We start from the raw sequence: 15711 nt of genomic DNA on the forward strand, positions 1-15711 counted from the left end.
CCCCCTAGATGACCGTCGCGCCCAGGGCCGGAGCGCTGGTGACGCGAGCCGTGCGGCAGGTGCCGGAGTCGATCAGCGCCGCCGCCACCCCCCGCGCCCCTTCTTCGTCCTTCGTCAGGAACGCCGTCGTCGGGCCCGAGCCCGAGACCAGGGCCGCCAGGGCGCCCGCCGCCATCCCCGTCTCCAGCGTCGCCGCGAGCGACGGGCGCAGGGAGAGGGCCGCCGGCTGGAGGTCGTTGGCCAGGGCGCCCGCGAGGGCCGTCGTGTCGCCGGTGCGCAGGGCGTCCAGGAGCTCCGGGGAGGCGGCGGGCTCGGGGACGTCGACGCCCTCGTTGAGCCGGTCGAACTCGCCGTACACCGCGGGCGTCGACAGTCCGCCGTCGGCGACCGCGAACACCCAGTGGAACGTCCCGCCGACCGGCAGCTCGGTCAGCTGCTCGCCGCGCCCGATCCCGAGCGCCGCCCCGCCGGCGAGGCTGAACGGCACGTCGCTGCCGAGCTCCGCGCAGATCTCGAGCAGCTCCGCGCGCGAGGAGTTCAGCCCCCACAGCGCGTCGCACGCCAACAGCGCGCCCGCGCCGTCCGCGCTGCCGCCCGCCATGCCGCCGGCGACCGGGATGTCCTTGGCGATGTGGATGTGCACCCGCGGATCGATGCCGTGCCGCGCCGCGAGCAGCTCGGCCGCCCGCGCCGCCAGGTTCGTCCGGTCCAGCGGCACCTGGTCCGCGTCCGGCCCCGAGCACGTCACCCGCAGCTCGTCCGCCGGACGCACCGTCACCTCGTCGTACAGCGACACCGCCAGGAAGACGTTGGCGAGGTCGTGGAAGCCGTCCGGCCGCGCACCGCCCACCGCCAGCTGGACGTTGACCTTCGCCGGGACGCGTACGGTCACGCCCGCCTCGTCCGAACCGCTCACCGCGGCATCCCCCTGCATCTGCTCAGCCATGCGTGCGCTCTCCTCCATCGTCAGCGCCCCAGTGCCCCGCTCAATGCGATGCCCCCGGCCGGTTCTCCGCAATCCGCGCGAACTCCTCGACCGTGAGCGCCTCGCCGCGCGCCTGCGGCGAGATCCCGGCCTTCACCAGGGCCTCCTCCGCCAACGCGGGCGAGCCCGCCCAGCCGGCGAGCGCGGCCCGCAGCGTCTTGCGGCGCTGCGCGAAGGCCGCGTCGACGACCCGGAAGACCTCGTCCTTCGAGGCGCTGGTCGCGAGCGGCTCGGTCCGCCGCACCAGCGAGACCAGGCCCGAGTCGACGTTCGGCGCCGGCCAGAACACGTTGCGCCCGATCGACCCGGCACGCTTCACCTCGGCGTACCAGTTCGCCTTCACCGACGGCACGCCGTACACCTTGTTCCCGGGCCCGGCGGCCAGCCGGTCGGCGACCTCCGCCTGCACCATCACGAGCGTCCGCTCGATCGTCGGGAACCGGTCCAGCATGTGCAGCAGCACCGGCACGGCCACGTTGTACGGCAGGTTCGCCACCAGCGCCGTCGGCGCGGGCCCGGGCAGCTCCTGGACGTGCATGGCGTCGGTGTGGACCAGCGCGAAGCGATCCTTCTTCGCCGGGATGCGGGCCGCGATCGTCGACGGCAGGGCGGCCGCGAGGACGTCGTCGATCTCGACGGCCGTCACCCGGTCGGCGGCCTCGAGCAGGGCCAGCGTCAGGGAGCCGAGCCCCGGGCCCACCTCCACGACCACGTCGTCGGGGCGCACCTCGGCCGTGCGGACGATCCGCCGGACGGTGTTGGCGTCGATGACGAAGTTCTGGCCGCGCTGCTTCGTGGGGCGTACGCCCAGCTTCGCGGCCAGTTCACGGATGTCGGCGGGGCCGAGGAGATGATCGGGATCGGTGGTGCTCACCGGTACAGCCTACGGCCGCAGTGCGGCCACGGACTCGCCCCCCGCTGCACGTACAGCTTCTTCGCGCGGAACGTCTGCTCGGCCGCGGGCGCGTTCTGCGCCGTTCCGCTGCCGCCGAGGGACTGCCAGGTCCCCGGGTCGAACTGGTACAGCCCGCCGTACGTCCCCGACGGGTCGACCGCGCCCGGCCTGCCGCCGGACTCGCACTGGGCCAGCGCGCCCCAGTCGAGGCCGTCCGCGCCGGCGACCGAGTGCGGCAGCGGCTTCGTGCCGACCTTGACCCGCTGGGCGACTGGCTCGCGCACGATCTCCTCGGCGATCCGGCGCGGCTTCTGCCGGACGCCGTTGACGGTCCGCAGGGCGTACGTGACCCGGCGCACGCCCTGCGCGCCCTGCCGTTCGACGACCTCGGTGCCGGCGAACAGCTCGGGGTCGCGGACCCGCTCGACCTCGTACGGGATCGGCTCCTCGCGGACCTCCTTGGAGCCGGTGATCCGCATGACGGTGACGGTCTGGCCGTCGCGCGGGAAGGAGCCGGGCGGCACGGAGGTGGTGTCCTGGCCGGAGAGGGTGATCCCGGCCTCCTCGACGACCTCGCGGACGGTCGCGGCGTTGGTGCGGACGGTCCGCTCGCGGCCGTCGGCGAGCAGGGTGACGGTGCGCTCGGTGCGGACGTCGAGGGCGAGGCCGGCGCGGGAGATGGGCGCGGAGCGGGAGACGGAGAGATAGGCGCCCTCGGCCCGTACGCCGAGCTGGCGCAGCGCCCCTTCGACGGTCCGGGCGGTGGTCCACACCTGGCGGCGCTGCCCGTCGAGGGTGAGCTGGACGGGCCGCCCGTACCGGACGGCGACCTCGTCGCCGTCGGAGAGGGCCGCGCCCGGGGCGGGCGCGACGAGGTCGTGGGCGCCGGCGACCAGGCCCTCGTCCTCCAGGAGCTCCTCGACGTCGTCGGCGAAGGTGTGCAGGGTGCGCGGGACGCCGTCGACGCTGAGCCGGATCGCCTTGTCGTCGGCGACGAAGGCGGTCGTGCCGCCGGCCAGGAAGGCGACGACCAGGGCCTGCGGGACGAGGCGACGCAGCCCGTCCCCGGCGGGGGACGCCTTGCGGCGACGCGCGGCCCGGCGGGCGGAGGCCCGGCCGCCGTCCGCGGGGGCGGGGGCCGGTGCGAGGCGTGCCTCGTAGGGCTGGGTGTCGTACTCGTGGATCGACGGGGCCGACGGCGGCGGGACCGGCGTCGTGACCGGTGGTGGGACCGGTGGTGGGACCGGCGTCGTGACCGGTGGTGCCTCGACCGTCCTGGTCGCGGCGCGACGGCCGCCGCCGCGTGCGGCTCGGTGACTGCCCTGCGAGGTGCTCACGAGGCCGGGACCCTAGCGGAGCTCCGGTCACTCTCCAAAGCAGCGCGGCTACGGACCGTGAGAGTTATGGATCAGAAATGATCCGGAGTCGTGGATCGGTCGTGATCAGTAATCGAAGGCCTGCGCGGTGTTCGCGGCGATCGCCTCGCACAGCGCGTCGACCTCCATGCCCCGGACCTCGGCCATCGCCCGGACGGTGATCGGGATCAGGTACGGCGCGTTCGGCCGCCCCCGGTACGGGACCGGGGTCAGGAACGGCGCGTCGGTCTCCACGAGGACCAGCTCCAGCGGGGCGACGGCGAGGGCCTCGCGCAGCGGGCGGGCGTTCTTGAAGGTCATGTTGCCGGCGAAGGACATGTAGTAACCGGCCTCGGCGCAGGTCCGGGCCATGTCGGCGTCGCCGGAGTAGCAGTGGAAGACGGTCCGCTCGGGCGCGCCCTCCTCGGCGAGGATCCGCAGCACGTCGGCGTGCGCCTCGCGGTCGTGGATGACCAGCGCCTTGTCGTGCCGCTTGGCGATCTCGATGTGGGCGCGGAAGGACCGCGCCTGGGCGGCCATGCCCTCGGGGCCGGTGCGGAAGTAGTCAAGGCCGGTCTCTCCGACGCCCTTGACCTCGGGGCGGGCGGCGAGCCGGTCGATCTCGGCCAGCGCCTCGTCGAGCGCGGCGTCCCCGCCGGCCTCCCTGGCCCCCTGGCGGGACCAGCCGTCGGGGTCGCCGAGCACGATGCGCGGGGCCTCGTTGGGGTGCAGCGCGACGGCCGCGTGCACGTTGGCGTGCGCGGCGGCGGTCTCGGCGGCCCACTGCGAGCCCTTCAGGTCGCAGCCCACCTGGACGACATGGGCGACGCCGACGGCCGCGGCCCTGGCGAGCGACTCCTCGACGGTGCCGGCCTGCATGTCCAGGTGGGTGTGCGAGTCCGCCACGGGCACCAGCAGGGGCTCGGGCAGCGGCGGCGGGGCGTCTTTGGAGGTCATGGCCCCGATCGTACGAGGACGGTCTTACGGTGCGGTCCTGGGCTGGTTCTGGGCTAGGTGCGGTCCCGGGCTACTTGCGGTCCCGGTCCCGGAAGGGGTGCAGCAGGTCGGAGAGGTGGCGGTGGTGTTCCTGGACCGGGCCCGGGGGCTCCCCCGTACGCTCCGGCACCGGTGTCCCGGCGGCGGCCCGGGCGCGCGTCGCCGGGCCGTCCGGGATCGGGCCCAGCGGCGGGTGGCCGACCTCCGACAGCATCCGCATCGTCATGGACACCTGTCCGGACCGCAGGATCCGGACCGCTCCGCGGCGCTCGCAGTTGGGGCAGGCCAGGTCGGACAGTGGCGAGGGGACCCGCGCGCCCTCGGTCCGGTAGACGATGAACTCCTGGCCGTTGGCGTCCAGGCGGTGTTCGATGTCGTACGCCTGTTCCCAGCCGTATCCGCATCGGGCACAGGCGAAGGAATACTCCTCGTGGCCGACGGATGCGCCGGTGATCTCGCTCATGCCAGCTCCTCTCCACTCCACTGAACAGTGGACGCCCATTTCGGCCGGAGCGCATCAGCGGAGGTGGAAGCATGGAATGCCCTTGGGGCTTTCCTAGGGCATCCCTTGCCGGACCGACTGCGGCGCGGCGGAAGCTTTGCCTTTCACGATAGTCCTTTGGCCTACGCCTGGGCCTGCCGATCCGCGTTCTTTGCCGCCACGACGGCATCGAACACCTCGCGCTTGGGAAGGCCCGCTTCCGCGGCGACGGCGGCGATCGCCTCCTTGCGCCGCTCCCCCGCCTCCTCGCGCACCTGCACCCTGCGCACCAGCTCGGCCGCGTCGAGTTCGGCGGGCCCGGTCTCGGGGGCGCCCTCGACGACGACGGTGATCTCGCCTCGGACACCCTCCTTCGCCCACGCGGCGAGCTCGCCGAGCGGCCCCCGCTTGACCTCCTCGTACGTCTTGGTCAGCTCGCGGCAGACGGCGGCGCGGCGCTCCTCGCCGAAGACCTCGGCCATCGCGTCGAGGGTGTCGTCGAGCCGGTGCGGGGCCTCGAAGTACACGAGGGTGCGCCGCTCCTGCGCGACCTCGCGGAGCCGCCCGAGCCGCTCGCCGGCCTTCCTCGGCAGGAAGCCCTCGAAGCAGAACCGGTCCACCGGCAGCCCGGACAGCGCGAGCGCGGTGAGCACGGCGGACGGGCCGGGCACGGCGGTGACCTTGATGTCCCGCTCCACGGCGGCGGCGACGAGCCGGTAGCCGGGGTCGGAGACGGACGGCATGCCGGCGTCGGTGACGAGCAGCACCCGCGCGCCGCCGGCCAGCGCCTCGACCAGCTCGGGAGTGCGCGCGGACTCGTTGCCCTCGAAGTAGGAGACGACCCGGCCGGTGGTGTGCACGCCGAGCGCGCGGGTCAGTCCGCGCAGCCGCCGGGTGTCCTCGGCGGCGACGACGTCCGCGCGCTCCAGCTCGGCGGCGAGCCGCGGCGGGGCGTCCGCGATGTCGCCGATGGGGGTCCCTGCGAGTACCAGCGTTCCTGTCACATGGGTCATCCTCGCAGCCCGGCCGGGCGACTCGCACAGGCGCGTTCCCTACGATGGCGCGGTGACCAGTACCGCACCACACCCCCAGCAGGGTCAGGACGCCGGGCAGGACCCGCCCTCGTGGCAGCAGCGCCTTCGCCGGTTCGGCTACGCCGCCCCGGCGCGGACCGGGCTGCGGGAGCGCCTGGTGCCGCCTTACGTGAAGCCGTCCGCCGGGGCCGCGTCGCTGTTCGGCCTCTCACGGGGCGCGGTGCAGCGGCTGGCGCGGTGGGCGGCCTGGGGCGGTCCGCTGCTGGTGGCGCTGGTCGCGGGGCTGCTGCGGTTCTGGCACCTCGGCCGGCCCAAGGCGGTGATATTCGACGAGACGTACTACGCGAAGGACGCCTGGGCCCTGATCAAGCAGGGGTACGAGGGCTCCTGGCCGAAGGACGTCGACAAGGCGATCCTGGCGAACCCGGACGCGGTCACCGTGCCGGTGGAGCCGGGGTACGTGGTGCACCCGCCGGTCGGCAAGTGGGTCATCGGCCTCGGCGAGCAGATCTGGGGCTTCACCCCGTTCGGCTGGCGCTTCATGGTCGCGGTGCTGGGCACGCTGTCCGTCCTGATGCTGTGCCGCATCGGACGCCGCCTGTTCCGCTCGACCTTCCTGGGCTGTCTGGCGGGGACGCTGCTCGCGGTGGACGGCCTGCACTTCGTGATGAGCCGGACGGCCCTGCTCGATCTGGTCCTGATGTTCTTCGTGCTCGGCGCGTTCGGCTGTCTGCTGATCGACCGCGACTGGGCCCGGCGGCGGCTCGCGGCGGCGCTCCCGGAGGACGACGAAGGGGTGCTGCGGCCGGACGCGGCGGTGGCGGAGGGCCTGCGGCTCGGCTGGCGCCCGTGGCGGCTGGCGGCAGGAGTCATGCTGGGCCTGGCCTTCGCCACGAAGTGGAACGGCCTCTACATCATGGCCGCGTTCGGTCTGCTGACGGTCCTGTGGGACGTCGGCGCGCGCCGCACGGCCGGCGCGGTGCGCCCGTACGCGGCGGTGCTGCGCAGGGACCTGGTCCCGGCGTTCGTCTCGGTGGTCCCGGTCGCGGTGGTCACGTACATCGCGTCGTGGACCGGCTGGATCGCCTCGGACAAGGGCTACTTCCGCGGCTGGGCGGCGGAGCAGGACAAGGCGGCGGGCGGCGGCGGGCTCTGGTCGTGGCTGCCGGACTGGCTGCGCAGCCTGTGGCACTACGAGACCGAGGTCTACCAGTTCCACGTCAACCTGACCTCGGGCCACACGTACCAGTCGAACCCGTGGAGCTGGATCGTCCTGGGCCGCCCGGTCTCGTACTTCTACGAGGACCCGGCCCCCGGCAAGGACGGCTGCCCCGCCGACGTCACGGAGAAGTGCGCCCGCGAGGTCCTGGCGCTCGGCACCCCGCTCCTGTGGTGGGCGGCCTGCTTCGCGGTCCTGTACGTCCTGTGGCGCTGGTTCTTCCGCCGCGACTGGCGCGCGGGCGCGATCGCCTGCGGCATCGCGGCGGGCTGGCTCCCCTGGTTCTTCTACCAGGAACGCACGATCTTCCTCTTCTACGCGGTCGTCTTCGTCCCCTTCCTGTGCCTGGCGGTCACGATGATGATCGGCGCCCTCCTGGGCCCACCCGGCTCAACGGAACGCCGCCGCACGATCGGCGCGGTCGGCGCGGGCGTCCTGGTCCTGCTGATCATCTGGAACTTCATCTACTTCTGGCCGCTGTACACGGGCGAACCGATCCCGATGGAGTCGTGGCGCAACAGGATGTGGCTGGACACCTGGGTCTAGCAGCGAGAACGCACGAAGAGGGCGCGGCCGTCGGCCGCGCCCTCTTGGTTGTTGTCGGTGGCCATCGGTGACCGTCGGCGGCCCTCAGACGGCCCACAGACGGCCCCGACGGCGCGAGGGGCGAACCCGGAAGGCTGTGGAGGCTCTGTACAGGTAACCCCACGCCTGAAAGCCGTCCCCGCCCTACTATCAACGCCCATGTCCACCACCACCTCACCGATACCCGTCCTCCGGGGCCGCGCTGGTACCACCCTCCAGGCTCAGGACGACGTCCTCGTCCTGAGCCGGCGGCGCAAGGAGAAGCGGATCCCGCTCCAGGCCGTCCGCCGAGTCGGCGCCGAGGGCCGTGCCCTTGCCGTGGAGCTGACCGCCCCGGCCGGGACGACCCCGGTCACGTACAAGGTCCGGGGCGTGAGTGAGGTGGCGGCCACGGCGTTCGCCGACGCCGTCACCGCGCTCCTGCCGGAGGAGCGGGCGGCCGACGGCACGGCTCTCGTCACCGACAGCGCGCCGGCGGGGTCCGATGACGACTGGTACACGCGCGCGTTCAGGCTCACGGCGTGGGTCACCGGCCTGGTGGCGGTCGGGGTGGCCGTACCCCTGGGCATCGTGGAGTCGGTGAGCCGCGCGGTCGCGTTCTTGGTGTTCACCCCCATCGCCGTGGGCATCGTCGCGTTCGGGGTCGCGCTCCTGTCCATGCAGTACCGCGAGTGGACCTACCCCCGGTACGGCATCACCGTCGAGGCGGTGCGCCGCGGCCCCAGGGACTACGCCTACACCGACCTGCACGGCGTGGTCCGCTGCGCGTACATCTCCGGCAGCGCGCCGACCATCAAGGTCGCCTACCACCCGAGGAACCCCGCCGACCCGGTCCATGCGAAATCGTGGATTGCCAAGGCGGCGGGCACGCTCGTCTTCCTGGCCATCATCGCCGTCGGTCTCGCCTTCCTGGCCCTCACCATCTCCATGGCCGTCGACGGCTTCCAACGCGCCTGATTTTCCCCCCGGGCGGACGAACTCCCGACGGTCCGGGAGCCGCCCCGGAAAGAAAGACGCCAGAGGGCGCGGCCGTCGGCCGCGCCCTCTGGGTTGTTGTCGGTGGGCATCGGTGACCGTCGGCCCTCGAAGGATCATCACTCGGGCAAGCCAGACGGGGGCGACGGTTCGTGCTCGGCGGGGCGCTTGGCCGACTCGGCGTTGCGACCGCTGGCAGCCAGCAGCGCGAGTACGGCGAGTACGGCGAGGAGGATGAGCACCAGCAGCAGGACGGTCAGCACCGTCGGGTGGTTCCAGAAGGCGAACACCAGCGCCAGGATGAGCAGCACTCCGATGGTGAGCCAGCGTCGTTGGGCGTCCACCCAGGTACCGACCTTTCCGGTGTGCACCCCGTGGGCGCCGCCCCAGCGCGCGGCGGAGTCGGCCGTACGGTCGGCTGTGCCACGCACGGCGCGCGGCAGGCGGCCGGAGCCGGACAGATAGGCGCCGATCGCCACCAGGATCCCGAGGACGATGGCGGTGCGGATGCTGACCCGCAGGAAGCGGAGCAGCGTGTCGAAGATCGCCGCGGCCGCGGCCGGTGACTGCACCTGCGCGGGCAGATGGTCGAGGTAGTAGCGGCGGATGATCACCAGGCCGATGGCGAGGACGAGGCAGGCCGCGGCCGCGCCGAGCATCGTGGTCACCAGGGCCCGGCGACGGCGCCGGGCGAGTACCACCCCGATCGCGCCGAGCACCACGGTGAGAATGGGCAGCCAGTTGCCGATCACGTCGAGCAGGTGGACCAGGTCCCTGATCTTCTCCAGCTTGTCGGACTGGAAGAGCACCATCTTTTTCTTGACGTCCGGGATCTTCTCCGCCGGGGAGAGCCCCGCGTCCACGAGATCCTTCTTGACCTGCTCGACAGCGGCCCCCACGTCGAGGGTGACCGTGCCGCCGCTGACCTCGACAGAGCCTCGGCCTTCACCGGTGAGTGCGTGTACCACTGCCGAATGGGCGGCCCGGTTGGCTTCGGTCCAGATGGTCTCGAACCGGTCGCTCTCGGTGAAGCGGGTCGCCACCTTGGTGACGACCTGGTCGACCGCCGAGTCCAGCTGCGGCCCCAGCGACTTGATCGCCTTGCCGACCCGCGGCGGCAGCCCCTGGGACTCCAGCCATGCCGCGATGTCGGACGTGACCTGCGAGCCGTCGACCCTGGCGTCCGCGGCTGCGGCGATACGGGTGACGGCAGCCGCCTCGATGGCCGGATCCGACGCGAGTGGACTGACCGTCGAGACGTATCGGTCGGTGTCCAGCACGATGTCGTGCACCCATACGGTGATCAGGGACACCGGAACGAGGATGCAGGTCAGCGTGATCAGCACGGCCGAGACGGTGCTCATCGCGATCCGTCCGGCACGTGAGCCCTTCCCGCTCGACGGCGACGGAGCCGGAGGAGCGGCGTCGGACGGTTGGGACGGCCTTGGCGGCTCTGGGGGCTCTGGGGGCTCTGGCGGCGTACTCATGGCACTCCCGGGGCGGTTGCGGAGAAACTGCCTGCACCCCATTAGGCACTCACGGTAGGGAGCCCCGCACTCCGGGTTGCTCCGCCGAGGTGCGGGCCGACCGCGGACGGGGACGGTCACATCGCCGTCGAGCACGTCGCCCCGGCGACCGTGATACTCGAAGGGAGGCGCCTTGGCCCGACATCCCGAGGAGGGGCGAGCAGACCAACGGCCCAAGGGATGCCCGGCAACGGATCGTGAACTGCGAGGTGACTTCCATGAGCCAGCAAACACCGGCCGGAGGACAGTGGAACACCGGCCCTGCGCCCCGGTCCGAAGGCGGCATTGGCATGGCGAGCGGCGGCACCGTGTTCGCCGCGGTGCTGCTGTCCGTATCGGGCGTCCTGGCCATTCTCCAGGGCATCGGGGCCATCGCAGAGGACGACGTGTACGCCCGCGTCGGCAACTACGTCTTCGAGTTCGACCTGACGGCCTGGGGCTGGATCCACCTCGTCCTCGGCGTCATCATCGTGATCACCGGAGTGGGCCTGTTCAGCGGCGCGAACTGGGCCAGGGTGACCGGTGTCGGCCTGGCCGGCCTCAGCATGATCGCCAACTTCCTCTGGCTGCCGTACCAGCCGTGGTGGTCGATCGTCATCCTGGCGATCGACGTGTTCGTCATCTGGGCTCTGTGCTCCAGCTGGTCGCACACGGCGGCCGATTGACGATTCGGCCGAATCGCGGCGGGGCTGTAGTCGGGGCTGACGGGTCGTAGGGGGAGCCGTTCAGGCCGCCAAGCCCTGTGCCGAACATTCCCGCAACGGCCTCAGGCCCAGGCAGGAAGGTTTCCGATGTCCCAGAACGCGACCACGACGCTGCGTGCGGCGCCCCATGCCACGCCCGAGGAACGCGCGGCCCACGGCAAGGCGGCCCGACGCAGCACGCCGCGATCGAGCCACGCCGAGTACAAGCCGGCCCCTGACAGGCCGGACCCGCTGGCGATCCTGGAGGCGCAGTCCGAGGCACGGGTGCCCGAACTCGTGCCGATCCGCTACGGCCGGATGACGGAGTCCCCGTTCCGCTTCTACCGGGGCGCCGCCGCGATCATGGCCTCCGACCTCGCCGCCACCCCGCGCTCGGGACTCACGGCCCAGCTGTGCGGGGACGCGCACATGCTGAACTTCCGTCTCCTCGCCTCGCCCGAGCGGCAGTTGATGTTCGACATCAACGACTTCGACGAGACGCTGCCGGGCCCCTGGGAGTGGGACGTCAAGCGGCTGTCGGCGAGTTTCGTCATCGCAGGGCGGGCGAACGACTTCGACGACGCCGAGCGTGCCCGGATCGTCAGCTCGACGGTCCGTTCGTACCGCGAGGCGATGATCCGCTTCGCAGGAATGCGCACCGTCGACGTCTGGTACGCGAAGATCGATGCGGACCTCCTTGAGTCCCTGGTCGCAGGCCGGCTCCACGCAACGAAGCACGGTCGGAGGAACCTGGCTCGCGCGATGGCGAAGGCCCGTACCCGCGACAGTCTGCAGGCTTTCGACAAGCTCACCGAGACGGTCGACGGGCGGCCCAGGATCGCGGCGGATCCCCCGCTGCTCATCCCGGCCGGCGACCTGCTGCCGGACGTCGAGCGCAGCGCGCTGGAACGCCGGTTCCGGGGCCTGATCGAGCGCTACGGCCGCACTCTGACTTCCGACCGGCGCACGCTCCTGGAGGACTACCGACTGGCGGACGTCGCCCGCAAGGTGGTCGGCGTCGGCAGCGTCGGCACCCGATGCTGGATCTTCCTCCTGCTCGGCCGGGACGACCAGGACCCGCTCTTCCTCCAGGCCAAGGAGGCCGACACCTCCGTGCTCGCCGCGCACGTCGGGGCGAGCAAGTACCGCAACCAGGGCGAGCGGGTGGTCTCGGGCCAGCGGTTGATGCAGGCCACGAGCGACATCTTCCTCGGCTGGGAGAGGGTGGACGGCATCGACGGCAAGCAGCGCGACTTCTACGTCCGCCAGTTGCGCGACTGGAAGGGCATCGCCATGCCGGAGCGGATGCGGCCGAAGGACATGCAGGCGTTCGGCGAACTGTGCGGGGTCACGCTGGCTCGTGCGCACGCGCGGTCCGGCGACCGCATCGCGATCGCCGCGTACCTGGGCAGCGGCGACTCGTTCGACCGAGCACTCGCCACCTTCGCGGAGGCGTACGCCGACCAGAACGAGCACGACCACCAGGCCCTGGTCGACGCCGTACGCTCAGGCCGGCTAGTCGCCGAGGAGCTGCCGGCCGCCTGACCTTCGGCATGCCGGGGCATCGTCCTGTCGAGCGGGGAGCACATCTGCCGCAGGTACGAAGCTGCCCCTCTCGCCCCTCTCTCACCATGACGACTCCGCCCCAAGGTGACTCCGCCGACCTCAGTCCGCCAACTGGTTGACCTCCGGGGCGGGTCGCGGATCGCCCTTCCGGGCGGCTGGGACGATGCGCGCATGGCACCCAGAGCAGGCACCGCCGAGAGTTCGGGAACGGCGCGAATCGTCCTGCTGGCACTCGCGGCCGGCCAGTTCCTGATGGCGCTCGACAGTTCGGTCATGAACGTCTCGATCGCGACGGTCGCCGAGGACGTGGGCACGACGGTGACGGGTGTGCAAGGCGCCATCACGGCCTACACCCTCGTGATGGCGATGTTCATGATCCCCGGCGGCAAAGTAGGGGCACTGATCGGTCGCAAACGCGCGTTCATGATCGGCTGCGTCATCTACGGCTGCGGCTCCTTCACCACGGCGCTCGCGCCGAACCTGCCCGTACTGCTGCTCGGCTGGTCGTTCCTCGAGGGGATCGGGGCGGCACTCATCATGCCCGCGATCGTGGCGCTCGTGGCGAGCAACTTCGCCACCGAACGCCGTCCCGCCGCCTACGGCCTCGTCGCGGCCGCAGGGGCCGTGGCGATCGCGGTCGGGCCGCTCATCGGGGGTGTCGCAACGACGTACTTCTCGTGGCGGTGGGTCTTCGCCGGTGAGGTCGTGATGGTGTTCGGCATCCTGGTGCTCGCCCGCCGCATCGCTGACGCACCGATCGGCGAACGCCCTCGCATCGATCTCGTCGGCGCCGTGCTGTCCGCGCTCGGGCTCGGGCTCTTCGTCTACGGCGTACTCCGCTCGGACGAATGGGGCTGGTTCCAGCCGAAGCCCGACGCGCCCTCGTGGCTCGGAGTCTCGCTGGTCGTGTGGCTGATGCTGGCCGGTCTGCTCCTGGTCTGGCTCTTCCTCCGCTGGGAGGCCCGCGTGGTGGAGCGGCGCAGGGAGCCACTCGTCGACCCGGGCATGCTGCACAACAGGCAGCTCACCGGCGGACTGACGATGTTCTTCTTTCAGTACCTCGTTCAGATGGGCGTCTTCTTCGTCGTACCGCTCTACCTGTCCGTCGCCTTGGGCCTGTCCGCGCTCGCGACCGGTGCCCGCATCCTGCCGCTCTCGCTGACCCTGCTGGCCGCCGCGATCCTGATCCCGCGCTTCCTCCCGGACGTCTCACCGCGGCGGGTGGTGCGGCTCGGGACCCTCGCGTTGCTCGCGGGCGCGGTGGCCCTGATGGCCGCGCTCGACGCGGACGCCGGCGCGGAAATCGTCACCATCCCCCTCCTGCTGATCGGGCTCGGCATGGGCGCGCTGGCGTCCCAGCTCGGGTCGGTCACCGTGTCCGCAGTGCCTGAAGCACAGAGCGCAGAAGTCGGCGGCGTCCAGAACGCCGTCATGAACCTCGGCGCCTCGATCGGTACGGCACTCGCCGGGTCGATCATGATCGCCGCGCTGACGACTTCCTTCCTCACCAGCGTGGAACAGAATCCGGCGATCCCGGCCGAGGTCAAGAGCCAGGCAACGGTCGAACTCCAGAGCGGCGCACCGTTCTTGTCGGACGCCCAGCTCAAGTCCGCCCTCACCGAAGCGGGCACGAACACGGACGTGACGCAAGCGGCACTCGACGCGAACGCCGACGCCAGGATCGACGGTTTGCGCGCCGCACTCGCCATCCTCGCCTTCACCGCTCTCCTCGCGATGTTCTTCACCTCACGGATCCCGAAGACCCAGCCCCGTTCGACGCACCCATGACAGCGGGATGGGAGGAGCTGCCGGCGGCCTGCCCGGGGAGGGCCCGGACGTCTCGCGGACAGAGGGGGACGAGAGGGCTGGAGCCGCCGAGACGCTGCGTTCCGAGGACCCGGACCAGGTCACCGCGCGGTGGGCGGGCCACCGTCCTCATCGCCCGTCGCTGTCCGGTCCCGCAGTCGTCTGCCTTCCTGGACCGCCCCCACCAGGATCCGGGCTGCCACGCCGATCACCAGGAAATTGGCCGCCATCTGCCCCGTGGTCAACACCCGGGCAGTTTCGGTGCGCGGGGTGATGTCGCCGAAGCCGACCGTGCTGAACACCGTCATCGTGAAGTACAGGGCATCGGTCCGTGACATTGATTCGCTGAAACTCTCAGGCGCGCTGCGCTCCAGCAGGAAGTAGGCCGCAGCGAACAGCACCACGAAGAGCGGAAGTACCGACGCCAGTGCCACCATGGCCCGAAGCCCCGGCCGCGCGGAACGCACGATCGTGCGCACCTGCCAGGCCAGGAGCAGCGCCACCAGCACGATGCCGCCGATGAGCGCCCATACGGTGGCCGCCGTGAAGGACGAATCCAACGGCAACACGTAATAGGCGGCCAGAACGGCCGCTAGCGTCAGAAGCGAACGCGCCGTGGTGAGCAGGACCGACCTTCGGATCTTCGGATTCCCGTCCACGTTTCCCCTCTCGGTCGCACGGAACGCAGTGACCGTGCTGCTGCCCCTGCCAGAGGGCGGTCACTATCCCGGGCGATCTCGGCGCCGTGCGGCAGGCGCACCACGGGGTCACCGGGCTGGCGGCACCCGTAGTTCGATGAGCGTGTGATTCGGCCTCGGGCCGGGTCCCTGTTCGGAGTGCGGTGAGCTCGGCTGTGGCGCACGCTTGAGGTAGCCCGGGGCCGACGGGCATCCAGGTCATCACGGGCTGTCACGGCAGACGGCTCGGAAACTGAACGTCCCGCACCCCATCGGGCGAGGGAGCTTGCATGAACGCCTACCCGCCTACCGCAGACCACGGGATGGTCGGCGACCTTCAGACCGCCGCGCTGGTGTCCTCCGAGGAGACGGACGACCGGTGGCGTACGCCTCGGTTCGACTCTTCCAGCGTGATCCGACGAAACCCGCCTGGTGGTGTCCGAACCCCTCGGCGATCCACCGCGTGCCTGGAACGACCAACAGGCATCCGCGCCCTGTCACCCCCAGAAGGAGACCGGCCATGAAGGACTCGATGGTGAACCTGGCAGTGGACTACCCCCTGCTGAACATGTTCTGGACCATGCTGATGATCTTTCTCTGGGTCATCTGGTTCATGCTGCTCTTCCGCGTCATCGGCGACATCTTCCGCGATGACGACCTGAGCGGCTGGGGCAAGGCGGGATGGAGCGTACTCGTCATCCTGCTGCCCTTCCTGGGCGTGTTCGTCTACCTGATCGCCCGCGGGCGTGGCATGGGCGAACGCGAGTTGGGCCGGGCCCGCCGGAGCGAGGAGGAGTTCCGCTCCTACGTGCGCGAGAGCGCCGGGGCCGGCAGCCAAGCGGAGGAACTTTCCCGACTCGCCGAGCTCAAGGACCGCGGCGCGATCACGGCAGCCGAGTTCGAGCAGGCCAAGGCCAAGGTCCTCTCG

General features: G+C 71.3%; 14 protein-coding genes. 6 read left to right on the forward strand and 8 right to left on the reverse strand.

Going from position 1 to position 15711, the window contains the following annotated elements:
- Window positions 1-4: 4 nt before the first annotated feature.
- From VIU94_RS15965 to rsmI, 6 genes are all read right to left on the reverse strand, one after another.
- Window positions 5-946: a 4-(cytidine 5'-diphospho)-2-C-methyl-D-erythritol kinase gene (locus VIU94_RS15965; protein WP_331911966.1), complete on the reverse strand. Its 942-nt coding sequence runs from the start codon at window positions 944-946 to the stop codon at window positions 5-7.
- A 40-nt stretch (window positions 947-986) separates the two neighbouring features.
- A complete protein-coding gene (gene rsmA / locus VIU94_RS15970) occupies window positions 987-1859 on the reverse strand; it encodes a 16S rRNA (adenine(1518)-N(6)/adenine(1519)-N(6))-dimethyltransferase RsmA (protein WP_331911968.1) in 873 nt (290 codons plus the stop codon).
- On the reverse strand, window positions 1856-3217 hold the full coding sequence (locus tag VIU94_RS15975) for a resuscitation-promoting factor (protein WP_331911970.1): 1362 nt from the start codon (window positions 3215-3217) through the stop codon (window positions 1856-1858). Before VIU94_RS15975 ends, rsmA begins: the two co-directional genes overlap by 4 nt.
- A 105-nt stretch (window positions 3218-3322) precedes the next feature.
- Window positions 3323-4192 carry a TatD family hydrolase gene (locus VIU94_RS15980; RefSeq protein ID WP_331911972.1) on the reverse strand — a complete coding sequence of 290 codons (870 nt, stop codon included), beginning with the start codon at window positions 4190-4192 and terminating at the stop codon, window positions 3323-3325.
- A gap of 70 nt (window positions 4193-4262) precedes the next feature.
- Window positions 4263-4694, reverse strand: coding sequence for a hypothetical protein (locus VIU94_RS15985; protein ID WP_331911974.1), 432 nt, complete (start codon window positions 4692-4694; stop codon window positions 4263-4265).
- Window positions 4695-4855: 161 nt separating this feature from the next.
- Window positions 4856-5725, reverse strand: coding sequence for a 16S rRNA (cytidine(1402)-2'-O)-methyltransferase (gene rsmI, locus VIU94_RS15990; RefSeq protein ID WP_331911976.1), 870 nt, complete (start codon window positions 5723-5725; stop codon window positions 4856-4858).
- A 52-nt stretch (window positions 5726-5777) separates the two neighbouring features.
- Here rsmI and VIU94_RS15995 point away from each other — a divergent pair, with 52 nt between their 5' ends.
- Window positions 5778-7511: a dolichyl-phosphate-mannose--protein mannosyltransferase gene (locus VIU94_RS15995; protein WP_331911978.1), complete on the forward strand. Its 1734-nt coding sequence runs from the start codon at window positions 5778-5780 to the stop codon at window positions 7509-7511.
- A 198-nt stretch (window positions 7512-7709) separates the two neighbouring features.
- Window positions 7710-8507 carry a hypothetical protein gene (locus tag VIU94_RS16000; protein ID WP_331911980.1) on the forward strand — a complete coding sequence of 266 codons (798 nt, stop codon included), beginning with the start codon at window positions 7710-7712 and terminating at the stop codon, window positions 8505-8507.
- A gap of 137 nt (window positions 8508-8644) precedes the next feature.
- Here the strand turns inward: VIU94_RS16000 and VIU94_RS16005 are convergent, their stop codons facing one another.
- Complete coding sequence (locus VIU94_RS16005) at window positions 8645-9889, reverse strand: hypothetical protein (RefSeq protein WP_331911982.1); 1245 nt, start codon at window positions 9887-9889, stop codon at window positions 8645-8647.
- A gap of 380 nt (window positions 9890-10269) precedes the next feature.
- On the opposite strand from VIU94_RS16005, the gene VIU94_RS16010 reads away from it, so the two are divergent.
- From VIU94_RS16010 to VIU94_RS16020, 3 genes are all read left to right on the forward strand, one after another.
- Complete coding sequence (locus tag VIU94_RS16010) at window positions 10270-10716, forward strand: DUF7144 family membrane protein (RefSeq protein WP_414720961.1); 447 nt, start codon at window positions 10270-10272, stop codon at window positions 10714-10716.
- A gap of 126 nt (window positions 10717-10842) precedes the next feature.
- Complete coding sequence (locus VIU94_RS16015) at window positions 10843-12279, forward strand: DUF2252 domain-containing protein (RefSeq protein WP_331911984.1); 1437 nt, start codon at window positions 10843-10845, stop codon at window positions 12277-12279.
- Between the two features lie 192 nt (window positions 12280-12471).
- Window positions 12472-14088: an MFS transporter gene (locus VIU94_RS16020; RefSeq protein WP_331911986.1), complete on the forward strand. Its 1617-nt coding sequence runs from the start codon at window positions 12472-12474 to the stop codon at window positions 14086-14088.
- Between the two features lie 119 nt (window positions 14089-14207).
- Here the strand turns inward: VIU94_RS16020 and VIU94_RS16025 are convergent, their stop codons facing one another.
- On the reverse strand, window positions 14208-14765 hold the full coding sequence (locus VIU94_RS16025; protein WP_331911988.1) for a potassium channel family protein: 558 nt from the start codon (window positions 14763-14765) through the stop codon (window positions 14208-14210).
- Between the two features lie 538 nt (window positions 14766-15303).
- Between VIU94_RS16025 and VIU94_RS16030 the strand changes: the two genes are divergently transcribed.
- A partial coding sequence (locus VIU94_RS16030) for an SHOCT domain-containing protein (RefSeq protein WP_331911990.1) occupies window positions 15304-15711 on the forward strand: 408 nt, incomplete at its 3' end.

This window comes from Streptomyces sp. (assembly GCF_036566765.1).
GTDB lineage: Bacteria > Actinomycetota > Actinomycetes > Streptomycetales > Streptomycetaceae > Streptomyces.